General features: G+C 31.8%; 12 protein-coding genes, 1 tRNA gene and 4 pseudogenes. 10 read left to right on the top strand and 7 right to left on the bottom strand.

From position 1 onward, the window contains the following. Positions 1–5 precede the first annotated feature (5 nt). Together AAGD45_RS06300 and AAGD45_RS06305 are read right to left on the bottom strand one after the other, a co-directional pair. Complete coding sequence (locus AAGD45_RS06300) at positions 6–2,360, bottom strand: ankyrin repeat domain-containing protein (RefSeq protein ID WP_341761083.1); 2,355 nt, start codon at positions 2,358–2,360, stop codon at positions 6–8. Between the two features lie 238 nt (positions 2,361–2,598). Next, positions 2,599–5,205, bottom strand: coding sequence for a hypothetical protein (locus AAGD45_RS06305; protein ID WP_341761084.1), 2,607 nt, complete (start codon positions 5,203–5,205; stop codon positions 2,599–2,601). Positions 5,206–5,514: 309 nt separating this feature from the next. Here AAGD45_RS06305 and AAGD45_RS06310 point away from each other — a divergent pair, with 309 nt between their 5' ends. The 5 genes from AAGD45_RS06310 (at position 5,515) to AAGD45_RS06330 (ending at position 13,310) form a co-directional block, all read left to right on the top strand. Continuing rightward, positions 5,515–8,526, top strand: a complete 3,012-nt coding sequence (locus AAGD45_RS06310; RefSeq protein ID WP_341761085.1) for a LuxR C-terminal-related transcriptional regulator — start codon at positions 5,515–5,517, stop codon at positions 8,524–8,526. A gap of 262 nt (positions 8,527–8,788) precedes the next feature. Continuing rightward, complete coding sequence (locus AAGD45_RS06315) at positions 8,789–9,508, top strand: hypothetical protein (RefSeq protein ID WP_341761086.1); 720 nt, start codon at positions 8,789–8,791, stop codon at positions 9,506–9,508. A 631-nt stretch (positions 9,509–10,139) separates the two neighbouring features. Beyond that, the gene (locus AAGD45_RS06320) at positions 10,140–10,325 is read left to right on the top strand and encodes a hypothetical protein (RefSeq protein ID WP_341761087.1); all 186 of its coding nucleotides are present in this window, start codon (positions 10,140–10,142) and stop codon (positions 10,323–10,325) included. A gap of 202 nt (positions 10,326–10,527) precedes the next feature. Continuing rightward, positions 10,528–11,343 carry a hypothetical protein gene (locus AAGD45_RS06325; protein ID WP_341761088.1) on the top strand — a complete coding sequence of 272 codons (816 nt, stop codon included), beginning with the start codon at positions 10,528–10,530 and terminating at the stop codon, positions 11,341–11,343. Positions 11,344–11,774: 431 nt separating this feature from the next. Continuing rightward, on the top strand, positions 11,775–13,310 hold the full coding sequence (locus AAGD45_RS06330) for a recombinase family protein (protein WP_341761089.1): 1,536 nt from the start codon (positions 11,775–11,777) through the stop codon (positions 13,308–13,310). Here the strand turns inward: AAGD45_RS06330 and AAGD45_RS06335 are convergent. Together AAGD45_RS06335 and AAGD45_RS08755 are read right to left on the bottom strand one after the other, a co-directional pair. After that, positions 13,272–13,362, bottom strand: a tRNA-Ser gene (locus AAGD45_RS06335). The two genes, AAGD45_RS06330 and AAGD45_RS06335, sit on opposite strands and share 39 nt — an antisense overlap. Before the next feature lie 146 nt (positions 13,363–13,508). Beyond that, positions 13,509–13,748, bottom strand: a complete 240-nt coding sequence (locus AAGD45_RS08755) for a transposase (RefSeq protein ID WP_375331516.1) — start codon at positions 13,746–13,748, stop codon at positions 13,509–13,511. 90 nt (positions 13,749–13,838) lie between these two features. Between AAGD45_RS08755 and AAGD45_RS06340 the strand changes: the two are divergent. Continuing rightward, positions 13,839–14,442 (top strand): annotated as a pseudogene (locus AAGD45_RS06340) (IS5 family transposase); the annotation flags it as partial. Positions 14,443–14,528: 86 nt separating this feature from the next. On the opposite strand, the gene AAGD45_RS06345 reads toward AAGD45_RS06340, so the two are convergent. After that, positions 14,529–16,199 carry an IS1634 family transposase gene (locus AAGD45_RS06345; RefSeq protein ID WP_341760830.1) on the bottom strand — a complete coding sequence of 557 codons (1,671 nt, stop codon included), beginning with the start codon at positions 16,197–16,199 and terminating at the stop codon, positions 14,529–14,531. 167 nt (positions 16,200–16,366) lie between these two features. Between AAGD45_RS06345 and AAGD45_RS06350 the strand changes: the two are divergent. Together AAGD45_RS06350 and AAGD45_RS06355 are read left to right on the top strand one after the other, a co-directional pair. Next, positions 16,367–16,615: pseudogene (locus AAGD45_RS06350) on the top strand (transposase); the annotation flags it as partial. A gap of 318 nt (positions 16,616–16,933) precedes the next feature. Next, positions 16,934–17,924 (top strand): annotated as a pseudogene (locus AAGD45_RS06355) (IS481 family transposase). 13 nt (positions 17,925–17,937) lie between these two features. On the opposite strand, the gene AAGD45_RS06360 reads toward AAGD45_RS06355, so the two are convergent. Continuing rightward, positions 17,938–18,063: a hypothetical protein gene (locus tag AAGD45_RS06360; protein WP_341761090.1), complete on the bottom strand. Its 126-nt coding sequence runs from the start codon at positions 18,061–18,063 to the stop codon at positions 17,938–17,940. Between the two features lie 8 nt (positions 18,064–18,071). Next, a complete protein-coding gene (locus tag AAGD45_RS06365) occupies positions 18,072–18,947 on the bottom strand; it encodes a transposase (protein WP_341761091.1) in 876 nt (291 codons plus the stop codon). A 130-nt stretch (positions 18,948–19,077) separates the two neighbouring features. Here AAGD45_RS06365 and AAGD45_RS06370 point away from each other — a divergent pair. Together AAGD45_RS06370 and AAGD45_RS06375 are read left to right on the top strand one after the other, a co-directional pair. Then, positions 19,078–19,245: pseudogene (locus AAGD45_RS06370) on the top strand (transposase); the annotation flags it as partial. Between the two features lie 257 nt (positions 19,246–19,502). Then, positions 19,503–20,765 carry an ankyrin repeat domain-containing protein gene (locus tag AAGD45_RS06375; protein ID WP_341761092.1) on the top strand — a complete coding sequence of 421 codons (1,263 nt, stop codon included), beginning with the start codon at positions 19,503–19,505 and terminating at the stop codon, positions 20,763–20,765. The last annotated feature ends 11 nt before the right edge of the window (positions 20,766–20,776 follow it).

Below are 20,776 nucleotides of genomic sequence, written 5' to 3' on the forward strand. Positions count from 1 at the left end.
TAACATTAAAGATCCATACCTTGATCTGTCGCTAATCCAATAAGATCAGTATTATTAGGATCTACATAGAGACCTTGCTTGATTACAGGTGAATAGATGCTTGCTTCATAATTATTATCAACTAAAAACTTCGCATATTGATGAAAATATTTACCGCTTTTGGTATGTAGTTTAGTTAGTTGAGCATGGTATTCTTTTTTCTCTTCTTTTGTTACATGAAAATCTTGTGTTAACATTTCAAGTATATTTGTACGAGTAGATATAGATCTCTCATACTCTATCCCCTTACCATCAATGTTTTGTGCCGCTTCTAATGCTTCTTCATATGATTTTTGATTTAGATAAGCTGTACATAAATTATTTTGATATATATTATCTTTTAATAACTTTGTTGCGTTCTGGAAACTTTTTTCTGCACCATCATTGTTTCCTTGTTCTAAATATTCTTCTCCTCTTCTATTATAAGCTAATGACATAATATCTTTAATATTCTCGTCTTGAGGATTAAGTTTTTGTGCCGCTTCTAAATGTGAGATTGATTTATCGAATTCTTTTTTACCTAAACAACACCAAGCTAAATTAATTAATACTACCTCCCTATTACTATTATTACCTTCACTGTATTCAAGTGCTTTTTGAAAGAAAAAATCAGCTTCCTTATAATTCTCATTGTTATAAGATTTAATGCCTTTCTCTGTATAAAGTTTGCATTTTAACTGATCTATTTCCTGATTTTGTAATCTTAATGGTTCTAAATAACTTAATGCCTTCTCAAACTCATTTGACTTAATTAATAATTTGCTTATCTTTATACTACAATTAGTATCATGTGGTTGTAATTTCAGAGCAGTCTCGAAATCTTTTATTGCAGCTGCAGGGTTGTCTTTTGATTCATGGATATAAGCCTGTACTCTATAGACTCCAAACTTACAAAGCTGATCATATGGTTTTATTTTTAATGCCTTTTGGTATTCTATAAGAGAACTTTCATACTTGCCTTCATCATAACTCTTCTTACCAACATCCATGAATTTTTTAAAATTGTCCTCAGTAGTTATTCTTTGAGAAAGATTAGTAAGTAAAGTACTTATTTTTTCTGAAGGAAAGAAGCCCTGAGCTTTTTGTACAAGATCAAAAGCTTTGTCGTAATTTTCTTTTTTTTGTTCTACAATAGACTCATTATATAATTTTTCACTTTCTTCAAAATTTTTCTTGCGTTTTAGAGCTTCACTAATCTTATCCTCATAATCTTTTGAAGGACATTTTCTATTAGCATCTTGATATTTTTTTTCTGCTTCATCAAAATTAAGTGACCTTTCTAACTCTATACCTTTCTTATAAAGAATATTTGCTTCCTGAGCTGCTTTATTCTTTGATTCTTCTTGCTGCCGTAACTGATAGTCTCTTTTTTGTTCTTGAGCATGAACAATATAATTATCACAAATACCATTATTCATTACTTTTTTTGCTGCTATATATTGTGCTATGGCATTATCATGTTGATTTTCTCTGAGAAACTTATCTCCTTTTTCTATAAATTGTTGCTGTTCTTTTTCTTTTGCTGCTTGAATTTTTGCTAATTCTATTCTTTCGTTATACTCTCTTTGGGCTTTTTCTTTTTCTGTGTTAATTCTTGCTAATTCTATTCTTTCGTTATACTCTCTTTGGGCTTTTTCTTTTTCTGCGTTAATTCTTGCTAATTCTATTCTTTCGTTATACTCTCTTTGGGCTTTTTCTTTTTCTGCGTTAATTCTTGCTAATTCTATTCTTTCGTTATACTCTCTTTGGGCTTTTTCTTTTTCTGCGTTAATTCTTGCTAATTCTATTCTTTCTTGATATTCCCTTTGAGCTTTTTCTGCTTCTCTTTTCTCTTGCCGGTCTCTTTCCTCTTTTGCTTTCCGGAGTAATTCTACTATGTTAGTCTTGCCATTCTTTTCCGCATCATGTAAAGGAGTTCTACCATAACGATTTGGAATATTAAGATCAGCCCCTTTATCCAGTAGTAACTCTACTATGTTAACACGTACAAAAGATGCTGCCCAATGTAAAGGAGTATTACAATCATTGTCTTGTGCATTAATCTTAGCCCCCTTATTCAGTAGTAACTCTACTATATCTACATAACCTTTTTCTGCTGCATCATGTAAAGGGGTCCTACCATAACGATTTGGAATATTAAGCTCAGCCCCTGTATCTAGTAGTAACTTTACTATTTTAACATATCCATGATATGCTGCATAATGTAAAGGAGTAGCCCTAATATTGTCGTCTTGTTCATTAATATAATGTCCCTGACTCAGTAGTAACTTTACGTTCTCAATTCTCCCCTGCTGTGCAGCCTTACATAATTCATAACTCATATCACCCTACCCTACAATAAATTGTTATAATAATATTATCTAAATCTCAGCAGCTGACAAAAAGGGTAATAAAGTAAATAGTTAATTATCATATACCCCTTATGTCAGACCAAAAATAAAAAATTTATAGATGCTCTCATGGTGGTTTGCTCACAAGTTTGCTATAATTAATATTGATCTCAATATGATACATAAATTGCCTTTTCCCTTATTATGGATACTTTATAGTTAATTGTGATTACATAATATCTTCACCATAAATAGGTGATATACTTCCTACTAATTCACAATTTACTTTACCAAAAAATGGCAATCTCAAAGTTTCAAAGCTTTCCTGAACATTTTTTTCAAAAGAAACATACTCGTTAATAATTTCCTCTATATCCAAAGAAAGTTTTTCTCTTGTTTTTTCTACAGTTTCTTTAATTTCTCCTTTTTCTCTAATACCACCATTTTCTGCTCTTTTTTCACTAGCCATCATATAACTACTTTTATGGCCACAACTTATTAATGAAATTTGTGTTAAATTTTGTACAAAACTATAAAATACTTTTACTGCGGTATCACCATAATATCCTCCCATTCCTGCTCGCCCATCAGAACCAATATCACCTCTTGCCCCTTCTTTTATTTCTTTGTTTATAACTATATTTTCCCCTTGAAAATCAAAAATATTAACTTTACCTCCTATGCCACCATCTCCTCCTTCCCCTCCAAGACCTGCATCTCCACCTTTTCCACCTACAGCACCACTTTTAAGGTAATATGTATTTTTTCCTTTACCTGCTGGTAAATCAAATGAATGATCCGCCTTTTGTACATTATCCAGCACTGCATTTACTCCCTTTGTTCCTTCTGCTCCATCTCCGCCTTTTTGACCATTTCCTCCCTTGCCACCATTAGATATTATCTGTAGAGTCTCAATTTGGTAAAATTCTTGTGCTAAACCCAAAAAACTTCCTCCAGCTAAACCAGTTAAACCTTTCAGACCATTCTCACCACAGTCTCCATCATTTGAACCATTAGAAGCTTTTTCTACATCATTAGGGTAGGATTTTTGGCTTGCACCACTTATATTAATTGTTACATGACTTTTAGTCACAATCCATTTAGGAGCTACAATAGCAAAATTAGATGATTGGAGTTTCTCTGAAGTCAGGTCATCATCTAAAATAAAACTATTTAAGCAATAAACTTTTATCGATTTTAAATTTTCTACTGTTATGCTTTTATCTGCTTCAATCTTAGCCTTTATAGAGGACATCTCTATAAAATGTCCTTTACAAGTAATTGTTCCACTTTCAAAAACAGATTCCACCTTTTTAGATAATTGAGGTAATTCCTTTAAGGACTTAGCTAAATATGCACCTAATTCAGGTAGTTTTTCTATATACTTTTGTGTTGAACTAAAACTCTCATTTTTACTTTCTTCCATAAGAGCATTAAAAGTATCAATCACTTTATTAGTACTTTCACATTGCTCTTTAGTCTTTGGACTCAAAATATCATCATCTATTACCTCTAAAAATTTTGTTAAACTTGTTGGAGTAGTACCCATTCTAGAAATTTCCTCTAAAGATTCCTGAATTTTTTTTATCTCATCTACATTATGAGTTTCCTTTAGTGTTTTACTTATAGATTTATCTATCCCTTTCTTGATTTCATCCGATAATTTTTCATACAGTTTTTGTTGCACATGATTAATATAATCCCCTAACTGACCACTATGTTCCTTAGACACCACAATTTTTATATTGGCAGTCTCATGAGACATAAATTCTAGTTTATTGTTAATAAGGTTCAAAATATTATATTTCTGATCAACATCTATAGGACCTTCTTTGTTTGGAGATTTAAAAGTAGCAAATATATTATTCTTAATAATATACTCTAAGACTTGTACTTCGTTTTTAGATAATCCTTCAGACTTAGATTTAATAAATTCCTCTAATTTTGATTTCACAAGAATTTCTGATGATTGACTAGTTTGCTTTTCTTTTAATGATTCTAGGTCTCTGTTGTATTCTTGCAATTCTTTCAAACAGTCCTGTATATCATCTTCTGAATTTGAAATTTTTATTAATTTTTTATTTTTTAAAATATCTTTTTCAAGCTTTTTTATCCTATCAGTTAGTTCATCTGTAACTTGAGTTACTACTATCCCTATAGATTTACTTAATTCCGCTAGTGCTGTTTGATTTTTGAATGCTCCATAAAAATTACCTAAAGCCTTATAGCTCTTAAGAAAATTCACACCTCTGCCCGTAGGATCAGTTAAATCACTATAAGAACAAACTAATAATATTTTTATATTTGATACCCCCTCTGTTACATATTTACGAAAAAATAAATTTGCAATATCGATAGCTGCTCCCCTGCTATCACCAAAACCAGGACAATCGACAAAACTATAATTAGCACCATCTGGAGAATATACTTCCGGATACAAAGTTTCCGATATATTAGTACTATGACCTATATTAAATCTTCCCGGCAAGCTGTTGCTTATTAATTTTATTTTTAGTTTACCATCTATATATTCTCCTACTAATTCACTACCATTTAAATAATTTATTAATGTGCTTTTTCCTACACCACTAGTACCCACTATTAATACTTCGCTATCTTTTTTAATAAGATGATGATCAGTCTTTGCAAACTCATCCATTACCTTTTTGCCATGTTCTACAAAGTCTATTAATGCTTTCTCACTATAATTTTTACCATCCAGCGATTCTATTTTTACTACTAATTTGTCCTGACTTTGTAATTCTAAGGAGTTTGCTCTACTTCTTAAAATTGGTGTTTTAAAATCCTCTAGTTCTTTATATTCCTGTGATTTCATGTTCTATACCTTTAAAATGATAATTAAAATTATTACACTTGTTAAAAAAGTGTGATTTTTTCAAAGCATTAGTTCTCTATAAGTTTGAATAGACAGCTTTAATTTTGTCCATTTTCAAAAACATTAAATTAGAAAATTATTAGTATCAATGCTCACAAAATCAGTAGGTACTGTACGTAAGTAAAAAATACTTAGAGATAATTTTAAAAATCTTTCTATTTATCTTTGCATTTAAAACAGATACCTATAATCTTAAATTAGAAATTTTTAACCTTGTAGGATAATAATAGTTAAAATAAATTAGATTTTATGGAAGACAAAGAGATACTGTGTCCACAAGAGATTTATAAAAAATATTTGTTGATTATTGATGGTATAAGATTCACACCAAGGGAAATAGATATAATAGCATCTATTATGCATGGGAAAAATGCGAAAGGAATAGCTAATTTTCTATCAACTAAAGATAAATCGCTTGAAACCAAGACTATTGAAAGTCATATTCTTAATATCAAACGAAAAATAGCAGCAAATTCCCGAGAAGGGATTATAAGTTTTATAGAGAAATCTGATAAATACAAACTAATACACCGTTATTATTTGAGCTTATTAATCCAACAAGAATTTAATAAAATTCTACAGGAAATTTTAATATTAACAAAATCTGATAAGTTGTCCTTTCTCATTGTTTTACCAAGGTTAGGAAAGGATAACTTAAACTTGCTGGTCAATAAACTATGTATTGATTTACGACTTATAGGCATAACAGTTTCTATAGAGTTTCAAGAGAATCCTAATACTACTCCTATAGTAGTATGCTTAAAGCATAAGGAGATCAGTTCTACAGGCATACAATTAAAACAATGCACAATCTATGTTCTAGCTTTAAATGAAGCTAATATACCCGACCAAGAGGGACATAGTTCTATCATTGTAGATGATGATAAAGAGATATCTAAAGTGTTCTTCCTTTTAGAAAAAGAAGAACAATGTATAAAAATATTATCTCAACAAACGAGTCAAACTAATTTTGAATATATTAATCCCTCACAATACAAACAATATCATTTTTTGTTTCTTGAAATCATCACAAGACTTTTCCCTAATACAAATATCGAGAATATTATCCGTAAGTTTAAGGAAAGATATAGTAATATAATAGAAAACTCTAGTTCAATTTATCCTATACCTCCTCCGGTAAATAGAGATGTACAAGGTAACACAAAAAATATTTATATATTAATATTCAGTGTAATTAGCATAATTGCTTTGGTAATGTTTTGTCTTTGCTTTTTTACACTTGAACCTAAAGCAAATGTTAATAAAACTATTAGTAGTCAAGGAGAAGAATCGCTATTTCTTACAGCACAAAAGTCAATAATATCTACTAAAAACCTGACAACTTGGAATATACCTAGACAAGATCATATTTTTATCGGCAGAAAAAATTTATTGGATGATTTATATAATAAATTACATCACCATCATACACCACAAACAATCAGTAGTTTAGCAATTAGTGCCTGTGCTGGGCTTGGAGGAATCGGCAAGACACAATTAGCCTTGCAATATATCACTCATACAAAACATCCTTATACGCTTAAAGTTTGGTTTCCTGCTGAAAATGTTGATCATTTATATAACAAGTATGTTGAGTTTGCCAAATTATTAGGATACGCAGAAGTCAACTATACCAAAGAAAGCATTATTGCTTATGTTAAACAATGGCTAGTTGACAATCCTGGATGGCTTTTAGTTTATGACAATGTCAACAACTATCGTGAAATTGAAGCATTTTTACCAAAAGCTGGCGGATATGTTATTTTAACAACTCGTCAACGTCATTGGCCAACAAATTTTTCAATATTGCCTATTGATGTTATGACAGAACAGGAAGCTGTAAAAACAATAAGGTCCTTAATACAGCAAGATACAGCCAAAGAACAAAATGAAATAAAAAAATTAGTAGAAATTTTAGGATACTTACCATTAGCACTAGTACAAGCTGGTGCTTATATTAGGCAAAACCATATAACTATCCTAGAATATTTAGATCTTTACAAGAGTCATGAAGCAGAATTACTAGCAAGCAATATTTTGCCGGAAGGTACAGATAACCATCCTGTTGCCATAACATGGAACATTAGTTTAGAAGCAATTGTTAGAGAGGCTAAGATTAATAATGAACCGCCAATAGCTATTGAACTTTTAACAGTATGTGCTTACCTAGCACCCGATAAAATCTCTCGAAAACTATTACTCACATGGCTTCAATCAGCTTATCCTCATTTATCATCGCCACAATTAACGTTAAATAAGCACATTGCTTTATTGTGGCAATATTCCATGATCAATTGTAATGATAATGATCATATTGCTATTCATCGCTTAGTGCAGGCAGTGTTACGTCACCAACTCCAGCAAACCCTAGACAGTAAAAATAATATTTGTTCTACATTAAATTTAAGATGGTTTGAATCATTATTGCAGTTTTTTATAGATAATGAACATGAATTTAAACTTACTAATTCCTTTCAACAACTTATTGAAACTAACCAACAATTTAAAAGTAAATTTAAGGATAACTATAATAAAAATCTTGCGGCAATGGATTTAATGACTTCTTCTGTCTATTTTCATCAAGAAAAATATCAAGAATTTCTAAAGATTCTTGATGAGGTCAATAGATATTTGCAGAAAACTGACGGTTTAGAAATATTAAAATGTAAAATTCTATATTTATATTCAGCATATTTTTGTAAAATGGGTAACTATAAAAAGGCTGAAGAAAAAATAAATGTAGCAATTAACATATATAATAATATAAAAGTAAGTAAGTCAATAAAGGATAATGATCTAAAAATTTTAAAGGCAAACTTATTGTTTAATAAGGCTACTCTTGGTTTAGTCAAAAATAAAACAACAACTAAGATTAATAGAAATAAACTAGAAATAGAGATTTCCATTAAATCAATTCAAGAAGCAATAGCTCTGTTTAATGAAACTCATAATACTAAAGGCTTTTTGCGATCAATAATAGTATATGGGAATCTACTTATTTTAACAAACCAAGCTGATAAAGTAATAGTAGAGTTTAATAAATATACTAGTTTAATTGAGAAAATAGCTGATGATAGCACAAAAATATTTTTTTATTTAACTTATTCTGATGCTTATTTTAGCCATGGAGATTTTAACAAAGCTTTGGATTATTGCAATAAGACAAAACAACAAGCAGAAAAACTACATCTTGAACAAGAACTAAATCACATTCATCATAAGGAAAAAAGTATTAAATTTTATTACAGAAAAGTTAATTAAGTTTTATTATAACTATTTTTCTCCTAACTATAACAATAATTTCAGCCACTGTCTCCGTTTTACCGCTGATCTATCGAATTTCAAAAAAAAATACTCTAGGTGCTAAAACTTCTCTGGACTCTATTACTGATGAGGGTAATATATTAGTAGTGACCCACGTGGTGTGGTGTTCAAGCACCGAGGTTAGAAGCAAAGAATCGCAAAATTTTTAAATCTAACCTCAGTGTCTATTTTTTATAGTCAAAAAACAGGAGTTAATTCTATGTCGACCAATGTAAAAAATCAACAACAAAATAATAAACAAAATAAATTAACAAGTGATATTTCTCTTGAACTAGAACAAGCTAAGAAAAAACTACAAGCTGATGAAAAATTGACCTATCTAAATCTTAGCAACCATGATATTGGTAGTAGTATCAAACTGCTTAACGAAGCTTTAAAAAATAGTGAAACGGTAACCTACTTAAATCTTCGTAATAGTAACATTGACGATGAAGGAGCAAAGATAGTTGCGAAGTTTTTGCAAAACAACAATATAGTAACCAAAATAGATTTAAGCAACAACAATATTAGCTGTGAAGGAGTAAGTCACCTTGTCCCAGCGTTAAAGATTAATAATACTTTGGACGAAATGAACCTTGCACATAATGATATTAACGATCAAGGAGCAGACATACTAGCCAAATTTTTAGCAAATAATAGGACTCTCAAGCGAATACATCTCGATAATAATCATATTGGTCCTAATGGGGGTTTTAAACTTTGTAAAGCTTTAGAACTTAATAGGACTCTAACCGAAATAACGCTTAATGGCACTTTGTTGTATCATAATGAGGCAGAGGAGCTTGTAAAAAGTTTAAAGAATAAAAAGATTGTCAGCAAAATAATGTTAAGTTTTTATGACCACGAAAAATATGATATGAATTCTAATTATCATAAACTATTAGAGTTATTAACCGAGACTTATAACTACATAGAATAAATATAAACTAGATATAGATTCCACTACTTTTTCAGTTAGTCTTGTATTGTTATTTTCCTGAAGACTAACTGAAATCTAAATTTATTGGTTTTATTACCGATCTTACTTACCTTAGCAAATTTCAGATAAAAAATCACCCACCAAAAGTAGTCTTTTACTAGTTCAATCTGCCTTTAAAGCAGTTTTATATTATTACAAAATCATTAAGTATTTCCAGTATATTTGTAATTTATACCTTTTCAAATTTTGTTTAGATTTATACCGTTCTTTTTTTACACCTAACTCATATTTTCTACCTATAGCTATTTTTTAGATAAACCATTTTCTTTTTACCTCTCTTTTCTTCACCCACCTATCCTACCTAAACAACCCACTTAAGGAGCATTCTGCTGCCTATATGAAGCTTACCAATAAAATAAACTAGGTAGTTACAAGTTAGGTTTTAGCATTTGCTTTTGGAATCCCTCTACCCGCACTTGGGCAAACTAGGTAAACCTAGTTTGCCTGTGCTCAAAGATTCAGTTTTTTTATTGGTGATTGCTATTACCCAAAAACTTACAGCTTATAGCGGTAATAGCAATGGCAATATATCACTGTAATAAATCAGAAGTACGAAAAAGCAAAGGACAAAATGCAGTTGCGGCATGTAAGAGAGATAAGTAAACAATTAGTAGCAGAAGATTTAGCAACAGAAAATGTTAAGGAAAATCCTGTCCAAAATTTAACTATTTTAGCAGATGGTCGTAAGCAAGATAGTGAGGTATCTAGCACAACTAGTACGGTAGAAGAATTTAACAATTTTAGTCACTGTCTCTAGTTCAACACTGCTATAATAAATTTTACAAAAAAATCACTAATAGTGGAAAAAACCGCTGTACTTCTAGGATTAATGAGGATATGTGTGAAGATAACACTACGTGGGGTGGTGTTAAGCACCGAGGTTAGAAGCAACAATCATCAAATTTTTAAATCTAACCTCAGTGTCTATTTTTCAAACACAAAAAACAGGGGTCGATTGTATGACGAGCAATATCAAAGATCAACAACAAAATGATTCAACAAATGAAAAAATAAATAATATCACTAACATTGCTGCACAAATACTTAGAGAAGTTTTGCAGAGCAATAATATAACTTATATAGAACTTATCGACATTCGTATAGGTTTAGAAGGAATTGAAATAGTTGGCAAAATTTTAGAACATAATAAGCTTATAACCGCAATACGTCTTTGCGACAACGATATTGACCTTAAGGGACTAAGTCTGCTTATCGAACTGTTAGAGAATAATCATAGTTTGATGAATATAGATATTGAATATAACAACATTGGGGTTCAAGGGCTAATCATACTAGATGAATTTCTAGAAAATAATAAAACCATAAAGCAAATAAGTCTTATAGGCAATGATATTGGTGATGAAGGGGCGGATATACTGGCAGGAGTTCTAACAAATAATGAAATTGTAAAGCAAGTGGATATTAGTAGCAATAATATTACTGATAAAGGAGCAATCATACTAGCAAGATTTCTAAAAAATAATAACACTATAAATAAAGTATCTCTTAGTAATAATGATATTGGTGATGTTGGGATTGTCCAGCTTGTTAAAGCTTTGGAAACTAATAGAACCATCAGCCAAATAGACCTTAGCTATAACAATATTACTGACAATGGAGCAATAACACTGGTAGGACTTCTAGAGTCTAATAATAAAATTACAAGCAAAATAATAATAGATTTCACAGATTTTGACAATGAAAATATTAGTTATCAAGTAGAAGAGCTGTTAATTGAGACTCTAGAAAGCCACAACAAAAAACTGAGGGTATAATTTTAAAAATATTCATCTGTATCATATCTGATACAGAATATTAATAAGGGGATCGATGTAAACAGTGGTATTCGGTTAAGTTTTTAACTTATCTATTATTTTAAAGCAAACCCATATAAAAAAAGCCCATATTTAGACTTGGAGAGTAATAATTAAAAGTACTCCAAAAAATACGCAAGAATACTAAAATGCGTTGTGCGAGGCTTAAAATAGCTAAATAGGGGTATCTATGATAAAGCACTTCATAAAGTTACTCCCGCTACGAGTTAAAACAATTATTTTTACAATAACCAAAAATTATTAATGCTAAAAAAATGTGACACTTGGCTCTAATACTGAGGTTACTTGGATAATTTAATGCAAACTCAACTTGACTCATCCAGTATTTAATCTATCTCTGAATGCATAATACTTGTATCAAAGGAGAAAATATGACAGACAAAGCAACAAAATCAATAATTTTAGTTCGTGTTTCAACAAGGGAGCAAGAAGAAGGGTATTCAATTGAAGCTCAAAAATATAGATTAGTAGAATATTGCCAACGTAAAAATCTTGAAGTTATCGAAACTTTTGAAATTATCGAATCTTCAAGCAGAGGTGATCGCAAACAATTTAAAGAGATGATCAAATTTGCTAAAAGCCATAGAGAAACAATTGCTATAGTTGCTGATAAAGTAGATCGAGTACAAAGAAGAATCTCAGAAATTTCATTACTAGAAGAACCAATAAAAGCTGGTAAGATAGAATTACATTTTAGAGCAGAAGGTTACATAATAGATAAAGATTCTCAGTCTCATGCAAAGCTAATGTGGGGAATGAACGTGTTGATGGCACAATCTTACGTTGATAGTTTAAGTGATAACGTTAAAAGAAGCCTAGATCATAAATTGCGTAAAGGAGAGTGGATAGGACCAGCCCCTCTTGGTTACCTAAATAGTCGAGATGAAAGAGGAAACAGTATAGTAATTCTCGATCCTGTAAGAGGTTCTATCATAAAAAAACTCTTTGAAGAATATGCAACAGGAATGTATACTCTTAATTATTTGACTGAAAAAGCTAAGGATCTTGGTCTTAGAAGCAAAAACAATTGCTACGTCAATAAAACAGTAGTGCATCGAATGATCCAACAACCATTTTATTACGGTGAAATAAGAGTAAAAGGAGAGATGTGGTCACATGGTTACCAAGCAATTATAACAAAAGAGACTTTTATGGCATGTAAAGATGTACGTTTAGGGTGGAAGAAGAAGCCTTTTAAATATGGTGGTAAGGATTTTCTTTTTAGAGGGTTAATAACCTGTGCAGTAACTGGTAAAGTTGTAACAGCTGAAACTCACAGCAAAACATATTCAGATGGTAAAGTGGACGAATGGACTTATTTAGGGACATGGGATCCAAAGAATCCAAACAAAAAGATTTATGTAAGAGAAGATGAAGTTTTAAAGCAGGTAGAAGAGGTTTTTAAAAGAATAGGTATAAGAGACCAAGAAATGCTAAAAGAGACTCTAGCCTATTTAAAAAACACAAATGAGCTAAAGAAAGATGAGCATGGGCAAGCAACAGCTGCTTTAAAGAAAGAACATACCGAAAATGAGAATAGATTAAATTCATTAATAGATTTGCGACTCAATGGAGAACTTAGTACAGAAGAATTTCAAAGAAAAAAACAACAATTAAAAGATCGCCAATATGAAATTGCTCGTTTAATTAAAGTTTATGAGGAAGCAGATGATAAATTTACTGATACCGCTACAACGCTAATAACTCTAGCATCTGAAGCCTATGAAACTTTTAAAGGTTCTGAAATGCCCCAAAAACGCAAAATGATAAATTTCGTATTTCAGAACCTCAAACTAAGGGGCAAAAAACTTGAGACCTCCCTACGTTTCCCGTTCGATATTTTTGAAAAAACGACAACTTGTACCGAATGGCGGAGAGAGAGGGATTCGAACCCTCGATACGGTTAACCCGTATAACGGTTTAGCAAACCGTCGCCTTCAGCCTCTCGGCCACCTCTCCAAATCATAACATGATTATATTATGAGTCACTTATAGCATTGAATCGTTTATATTTCTATAATTATTTTATATAAGTTCAATAGGGTAATTTAAAAGTCACAATCAATAGTTGATGCACATGTGTATACTAGGCTTCTGATACTGTCTTAAGAGCCAAGGACTAAAATAGGATTAAAGATAGAATTATTTTTAATTACTCCAAAGACAATATGTAATAATTTACGCATAATAGCAACAATAATAACCTTAGTAGGTTTACCCTTACTAGATAGCTTTTGGGTAAATTGTTTAAATATAGGGTTATGATTTTTAGCTACTATAGCAGGAAAGTATAGTGCTTTACGTAGTTTAGCTGAACCAATCTTTGATATAGCACTTTTCCAAATACTCTATGTTTAGGTGTAAGAGCTTGTCCGCAAACTAAAATTAAGGTATGATGAAGTGAACAAAGTATTATTAGTAAGAAGTATAAAAGAATGAGCAGAAAAAATTATCCAACAGATTTAACAGATGAAGAATGGTTAAGGATAGAGGGGTTGTTTCAAGTATCGTATGTAAAGGGAGGTAGACCTTTAAAACATAGCAAAAGAGAGATTTTGAATGCAATTTTTTATGTATTACGTACTGGGTGTCAGTGGAGATATATGCCGCATGACTTTCCAATTTGGAAGACAGTATATGAACAATTTAGAAGATGGAAGAAGCAAGGTGTATTTGAACGTATGAACCATGAACTTATCAAGGATGTTAGAAGAAAATTAGGTAGAAATGATTATCCTAGTGCTTGCATAATAGATAGTCAGTCTGTAAGACAACAGAAAAAGTGGAGCTAAAGGTTATGATGGAGCTAAGAAAATTAAGGGCAGAAAGAGGCATATTATTACCGATACACAAGGCTTTGTGTTAGGTTGTTATGTCGGTTCTGCGAATGAGAATGATCGATACGGAGCTACAGTGCTACTCAGTAACATGCAAAAAGAGTACACTACTATTAAACAAATGTGGGCTGATATGGGGTATCAGTCTAAAGATTTAAAGGGTCTCATTAAGGAAAAGTATAACATAGATTTAGAAATTGTTCCCGACTTCCGCATTTTTTAATAAGGCATAAGCTTAGAAGGCTCATAGTGCTAGGATTTTTAAAATTTAGGCACAACATTATTTTGTTATTTTAAATATATTTCAGCATGGTCTGAACGCTTGATGTTAAAGGTTTTATAGATTTTTCTAGCTTCGTTTTTTATTGCACTTGGTAGTCTATAAAGATCACCAGTCTTTGTATGTCTTAAGATTGAAGCCTGTACTGATATTAATAATTCAACGATGTTAGTTACACTGATCTTTTGGGTCAGAGCAACCTTGTATTCTATAGTTTTAAGCACTGCAAAACTCATATAACACACAGCTATGTGTGCTTCTATCCTTTGTTTAGTCCAGTGAAAAATTGGACGCATTTGTAAATTATGTTTATTGATTCTAAATTGCTCTTCAATTACCCATAATCTAGCATATTTTGCTATTGCTTCATGTGGAGTTATAGTTTGGTCATTGGTGATTACCCCATGTATGCCATCCCACAACGCATCCTGCTCTATCTTCTCTGCGTCAATATAGCTCTTGCCATTTTCACTAGAAGTATATTTTTTTACTCCACTATTAGATATAAGTTTTTTAGTACTACCAGACTCACCAATAGTCTTATTAATTTTATCTAAAATTTTTTGTCGCTCCTGTGCATCATTAATAGCCCTTTTAGATTTATAACTGGTAATTAGACGTTTACCATCATGCTCTAGATCGGCAATCCAAGTAAGATCATTGCCTATAACAGTAGGCTTATAGTTTTCCTCTGATAATATTTCTTCTTTCTTTTCTTTCTTGAGTGTTTTAAGCTTTGCTGCCACAATATAACGATAACCACCTTCATCGAGAGCTTGCAAGTTAGCTTTACTAAACATTGCACGATCAGCAATAAAACAGACATCTTTAACTTTAAGATACGCTTGCCAGCTGTTAATTGATTTAATTAAGGTGCTAACTTCTGCGGTATTACCACTAAACAGCTCATAGCCAAGTGGTAATCCATCCTCATTAGTTGCTAGGGCAAGAACTAGTTGGGTAGTATTAAAGCGATGATCTTTACTATAGCCAAAGGCTCTTAGCTCATCTATTTCTACTGATTCAAAGTATAGTGTAGTGACATCAAAAAATACTAGGCTAATCTCTTTATTAGGAATCAGGGTTAGGGTGTTTTTAAAGCATAATTCTTTAATTTTAGGTATTTGCTCATGTAATTTGTCCATCATCCGATAAGTAGCATCTAGATCATGATGCCTGTCAAATTGATCGCTTAAATACTCAACTATCCCTTTTTTACTATTTGGTCTTACCATACGGGCTAACACTAAATCCTTCAGCATCCCAGCGTCACGTTTCCTTGCTAGTAACTGGTTAAAATGCATTTGATCATAAACATGCCCCCCTATTTGATGCACTCCTTCAACAACTCGCTTGACTTCTACAACCTCATTTAGTTTTACTTCGTTAACAGGTAGAATATCTTTTAACAACTTGTTAGTTGGACGACCTCTTTTAACCTCGTTAGTATCATCAGTAAACAAATTCCTCTGCCCAATTGCAGCTTCTCTCTCAGCTTTAATCTTGGCAATCAAATCTTGTGCTAGGGCAACTAATTTAGCTTCTTCTACTTCATCTATGAAGACTCCTAAATGACGTACTATACGCTGTTTGACGTTACCTTTACTATCACGATAACCTTCCACTATTTGAATAGATTGCCTTGGACTATTAGGAGTTTTTTTACGACGTATGTACATATTAGGGCTATAAAATATGGGGCTATATTCAATTAATTAAATAATAAACAACATCGCAGTTAAAGTCAATAATAAAATATCTACTAGGCACAACAGAACGAGAGTACCACTTCACCTCCTTACTAATGCCACTTATAACAACTAATATCAAAAAATCTGCGGAAGTCAGGAGGCATATTATTACCGATACACAAGGCTTTGTGTTAGGTTGTTATGTCGGTTCTGCGAATGAGAATGATCGATACGGAGCTACAGTGCTACTCAGTAACATGCAAAAAGAGTACACTACTATTAAACAAATGTGGGCTGATATGGGGTATCAGTCTAAAGATTTAAAGGGTCTCATTAAGGAAAAGTATAACATAGATTTAGAAATTGTTAAACGACCAGTGTGCAGATTTTGGATACCAAAAAATCACACTACTGGACAAAAAGGTTAGGTTGGTTGCACAAAGTGTAACTTAAACAATTTTATGATTAAGGAATCAAAAAATTGCTTAGAACGACTATAAGCTTGTTTAATTGATCTTATATGTAAAAGTAAAGACTTGATCTGACAGTTTGGAGTTGTTGGGTACGAAAATATGGAATAAAATCATACCCAGCAAATTTTAACAACCTCTTATTAAGGAGACTGTCAGATGACAACATATCAAGAAAAAATTATAAAACCAAGAATTGGTTTATTACAATTAGCAGAACAACTAGGAAACGTATAGCCAGCTTGTAAAGTAATGGGCTATAGGCAGAGATACATTTTACCGCTATAAGGAACTGCATGAGCAAGGTGGAGCAGAATCTTTGTTTGAGATGACTAGAAAGAAGCCATGTTTGAAGAATCGTGTTCCATCTAATATCGAGGATGCAGTAGTTAATATAGCTGTTGAATTTCCTGCTTATGGTCAGGAACGTACTGCTAATGAATCACGTAGGAGAGGTATCGTTATCTCTGGAGGTGGAGTAAGGTCTGTTTGGCTACGTCATGATCTAGAGAATTTCAAAAAACGTCTAAAAGCATTGGATGCTAAAGTTGCAAATGATGGTATTATTTTGAGTGATGCACAACTTGCTGCACTTGAGAAAATCAAGAATAAACGTGAAGCAACTGGTGAGATTGAAACCATGCATCCTAGTTACCTTGGCTCTCAAGATACCTATTATGTTGGAAACATTAAAGGCATAGGACGTATCTACCAACAAACCTTTGTAGACACTTATTCTAGGGTAGCTATTTGTAAGCTTTATACCGAGAAAACAGCTATTACTACAGCAGACCATTTGAATGATAGGGTTATTCCATTTTTTGAAAAGTATAATATCCCTTTGCTTCGAATACTTACAGATAGAGGCACGGAATATTGTGGTAAACCTGAGAATCATGCTTATCAACTATATCTTGGTATTGAGAATATAGATCATTCTAGAACTAAAGCATATAACCCTCAAACTAATGGTATATGTGAGCGTTTTCACAAAACTATGCAGGAAGAGTACTATCACATTCTATTTCGTAAAAAGCTCTATAATACATTAGATGAGTTACAAGCTGATATAGATACTTGGCTTACAAATTATAATAACGAAAGGTCTCATTCAGGTAAACATTGTTTTGGTAAAACACCAATGCAAACTTTTAGAGATTCACTTTATATTGCTAAAGATAAAAATATTAGTAATATAGAGAGAATATCAGACAACTTGGCTATTACTTATCAAGCTGCCTGATTATTACTTATTGTCAGATTAAGTCGTAACTAGTACATCTTATACCTAACTGTAGTACAGAATAACTCCTACATCCTAGCGTTTTCTTCATTTTTATCGGTTGCTCTTGCTCTCCAATTGCTCCTATTTTTATTGCCATTGCATATGCTATAAGGTTTTATTCTGTCCCAGTGAAATTTGATCATAAAATAAACATTTTATAAAATTCTCTAATCGTACTTTACTCTTTATATGCGTATCTTCCATTCTAAAACCATTACTTTTACACCCTTTAAAGCCTACCTCGATATCCCATCTCTTCCGATATATTTCAGATCCATTTGACATGTTCTTACTATACACTATCGATAGATATTCTCCGCTTGCTAATTTGATATGATCAAATTTCACTGGGACAGAATAAAACCTTGTAGAAAAATTTCTTATCTTTATTTCTTTCATGCTATCGATCCTAATCCATTGACCTTCTTTATTAACTATTCTATTTGTCCTTCTCACCCTTAATGCATAATTAATATTTTTATTGTGAAGATAGGTAATTAATTTCTCATTATCAAATTCCCTATCTCCTAATATTCCCTCTATCTTTTCCTTACCAAATTCCTCTATAAATTTCGATATTACTGCAATTTGATCGTCTGCCGTACATGCTCCTTTATAAGGAATTATTTTATATATTAATGGCATAGCAATTTTATTATATGATACCGACAATACTAATATATTTCTTATCTCCTGTCCTAATTCCCAAGTGGTTCTATCTATTGATAAAACCACTTTCCCTTGAGGAATATAATTTTTCATAAACTTATAATAATCATCAATATTGATATTGTCTTCTTGAAGAAATCTATATACCGCTTTTATTTTTGAATCTAATAATTTATCTCCTTCTATTTCTTCTGCCATATTTTTATATTTGCTTCCTCGACACAACATTAATGATTTTATTATGCCCTTGAACGTGTTTAGTCTTGTATCTTTCATCTCAAAATGATTATATAGTAATTCGGCTAGTAACATAGAGTACCACAGATTTTTTTGTGTTCAATCTAAAATACTCTATTTACTAGCTCTTGCAACCACCCCATCTCTTTTGTCCAGTAGTGTGACCAAAAAATACACCACTAGAACTATTGCCAAAAGGGAAGTTGGGTTTAAAGTACAGCCAAGGCGATGGGTTGTTGAGAGAACCTTTGCTTGGATAAATAGAAATAGAAGGCTCTCCAAGGAATATGATTTTCTTACTGATTCTAGTGAAAATATAATTTTTTTGGCTATGAGTCGATTACTTCTTCGTAGGATTACTTCTATTACTTAGTTTGCGGACAAGCTCTAAAATCTAAGATTATAATTAACAGGTCATTATTTTTTATTAAAAATACTTTACATATTAAAATAATTATATTATTCTATATAAAATAATATTAGTTCGCTACTTTCGTGTATACCAGTTGAATTTCAAGAGTTGGCTAGAAGTGCAAGTGGTAAGCGAGCGTGCTAGGCGTACATATAAGGAATTTCTAATCTAGGCTGGAAAGGTACGGGAATAATTTTATATTTAAAGATGAGGCTATTTTGACAAAACAACGTATACAAGAGCTTCTACATCAACAGGAGGAAGCTCGGCACAGTGTTAATAAGGAATCATATTATTATACTGAAACAATATCAACAAATCATACAGTGACAAGGTTTAACCAAGGAAAATATGATCAAGATATGGCGGCAACGAATGCTAGAATTAATGACTTAGAAATAGAAATTAATAGTTTAAGACAACAGGAAGCTGCTGAGGAACAGGCAAGACAACGAGCAATTGCTGAAGAAAAGGCAAGATTAGAGGCTATTGAGCAGGAGAAACAGCAAAAAATAGCTGCTGAACAAGCAAGATTAGATGCAGTAAAACATGGCAATGATGTAATAAGTGCTAATATTAGCAAGCAGCAAAAAGCTAATTTTGATATGTTTCAATCACTTAATAGCAAACAGCGAGCATTTTTCTTATCTGAACTATTTGGTAAGTCTGATAGTGAATCAATGACGATGATTAGTATAATAAAATCTCTAGGAGTTGATGCTGATGAGTTAGCATATTATGCCATTAAGAAAACACATAATGAGTTATTTGAATTAGCTCTATATTATGGGGCTAATTGTTGTAATTACTCGGTTGAAGGCAAAACCTTATTACAACAATTAGTACATAATGGTAATGAAAGCTTTATTAAAAAGGTTCTGGCAACAGGACAGGATTTAGCTAGTACGGTAGTGGAGGCAATAGGTCAAAATGATATTGTTACCATAAGTAAATTATCATCTTATGATAGTAGCCTTCTATCACAAAAATTTGCTGGTTATACACTGCTACAAATTGCCATATCTGCTCAGAAAACAGAAATAGTGCAGAAGATTTTACAACTAGGTAGTAGCAGTGCAGAAGTTTTAACTAATAACGGTGAATCTGCTCTGAAAATTGCTGTAAGAAGCGGTAATGATGAGATTATCAAAATGGTAGCCCAGCATGCCAATCTGCAAATAGAAATAGCTCAGCTTGGTTCTAAAGTTGATCAAGTCTTTAAAGCAATGATATTAGAACATCAGGATATTGCAACGGTAATTAAACTACTGAAAGGTAAGGAAATATCATTGCAGCAATATCTGATTGTTCAGCGTAGTAAGGATGAGGAGAAGATTGCTGCTGAACAAGCTAGAAAAGCACAGGAGGATCGTTTAGTTGAAGAGACATATCTAGAACAAGTACAAGATATAGAACGTTACCAAGAAGACACAACACTAGTGACTTTGCAAGGATTAGTTCTAGATAATCCTCTCCATTAATATGTATGATT

It is taken from the genome of Candidatus Tisiphia endosymbiont of Thecophora atra (assembly GCF_964026395.1).
Taxonomy (GTDB): Bacteria; Pseudomonadota; Alphaproteobacteria; order Rickettsiales; family Rickettsiaceae; genus Tisiphia.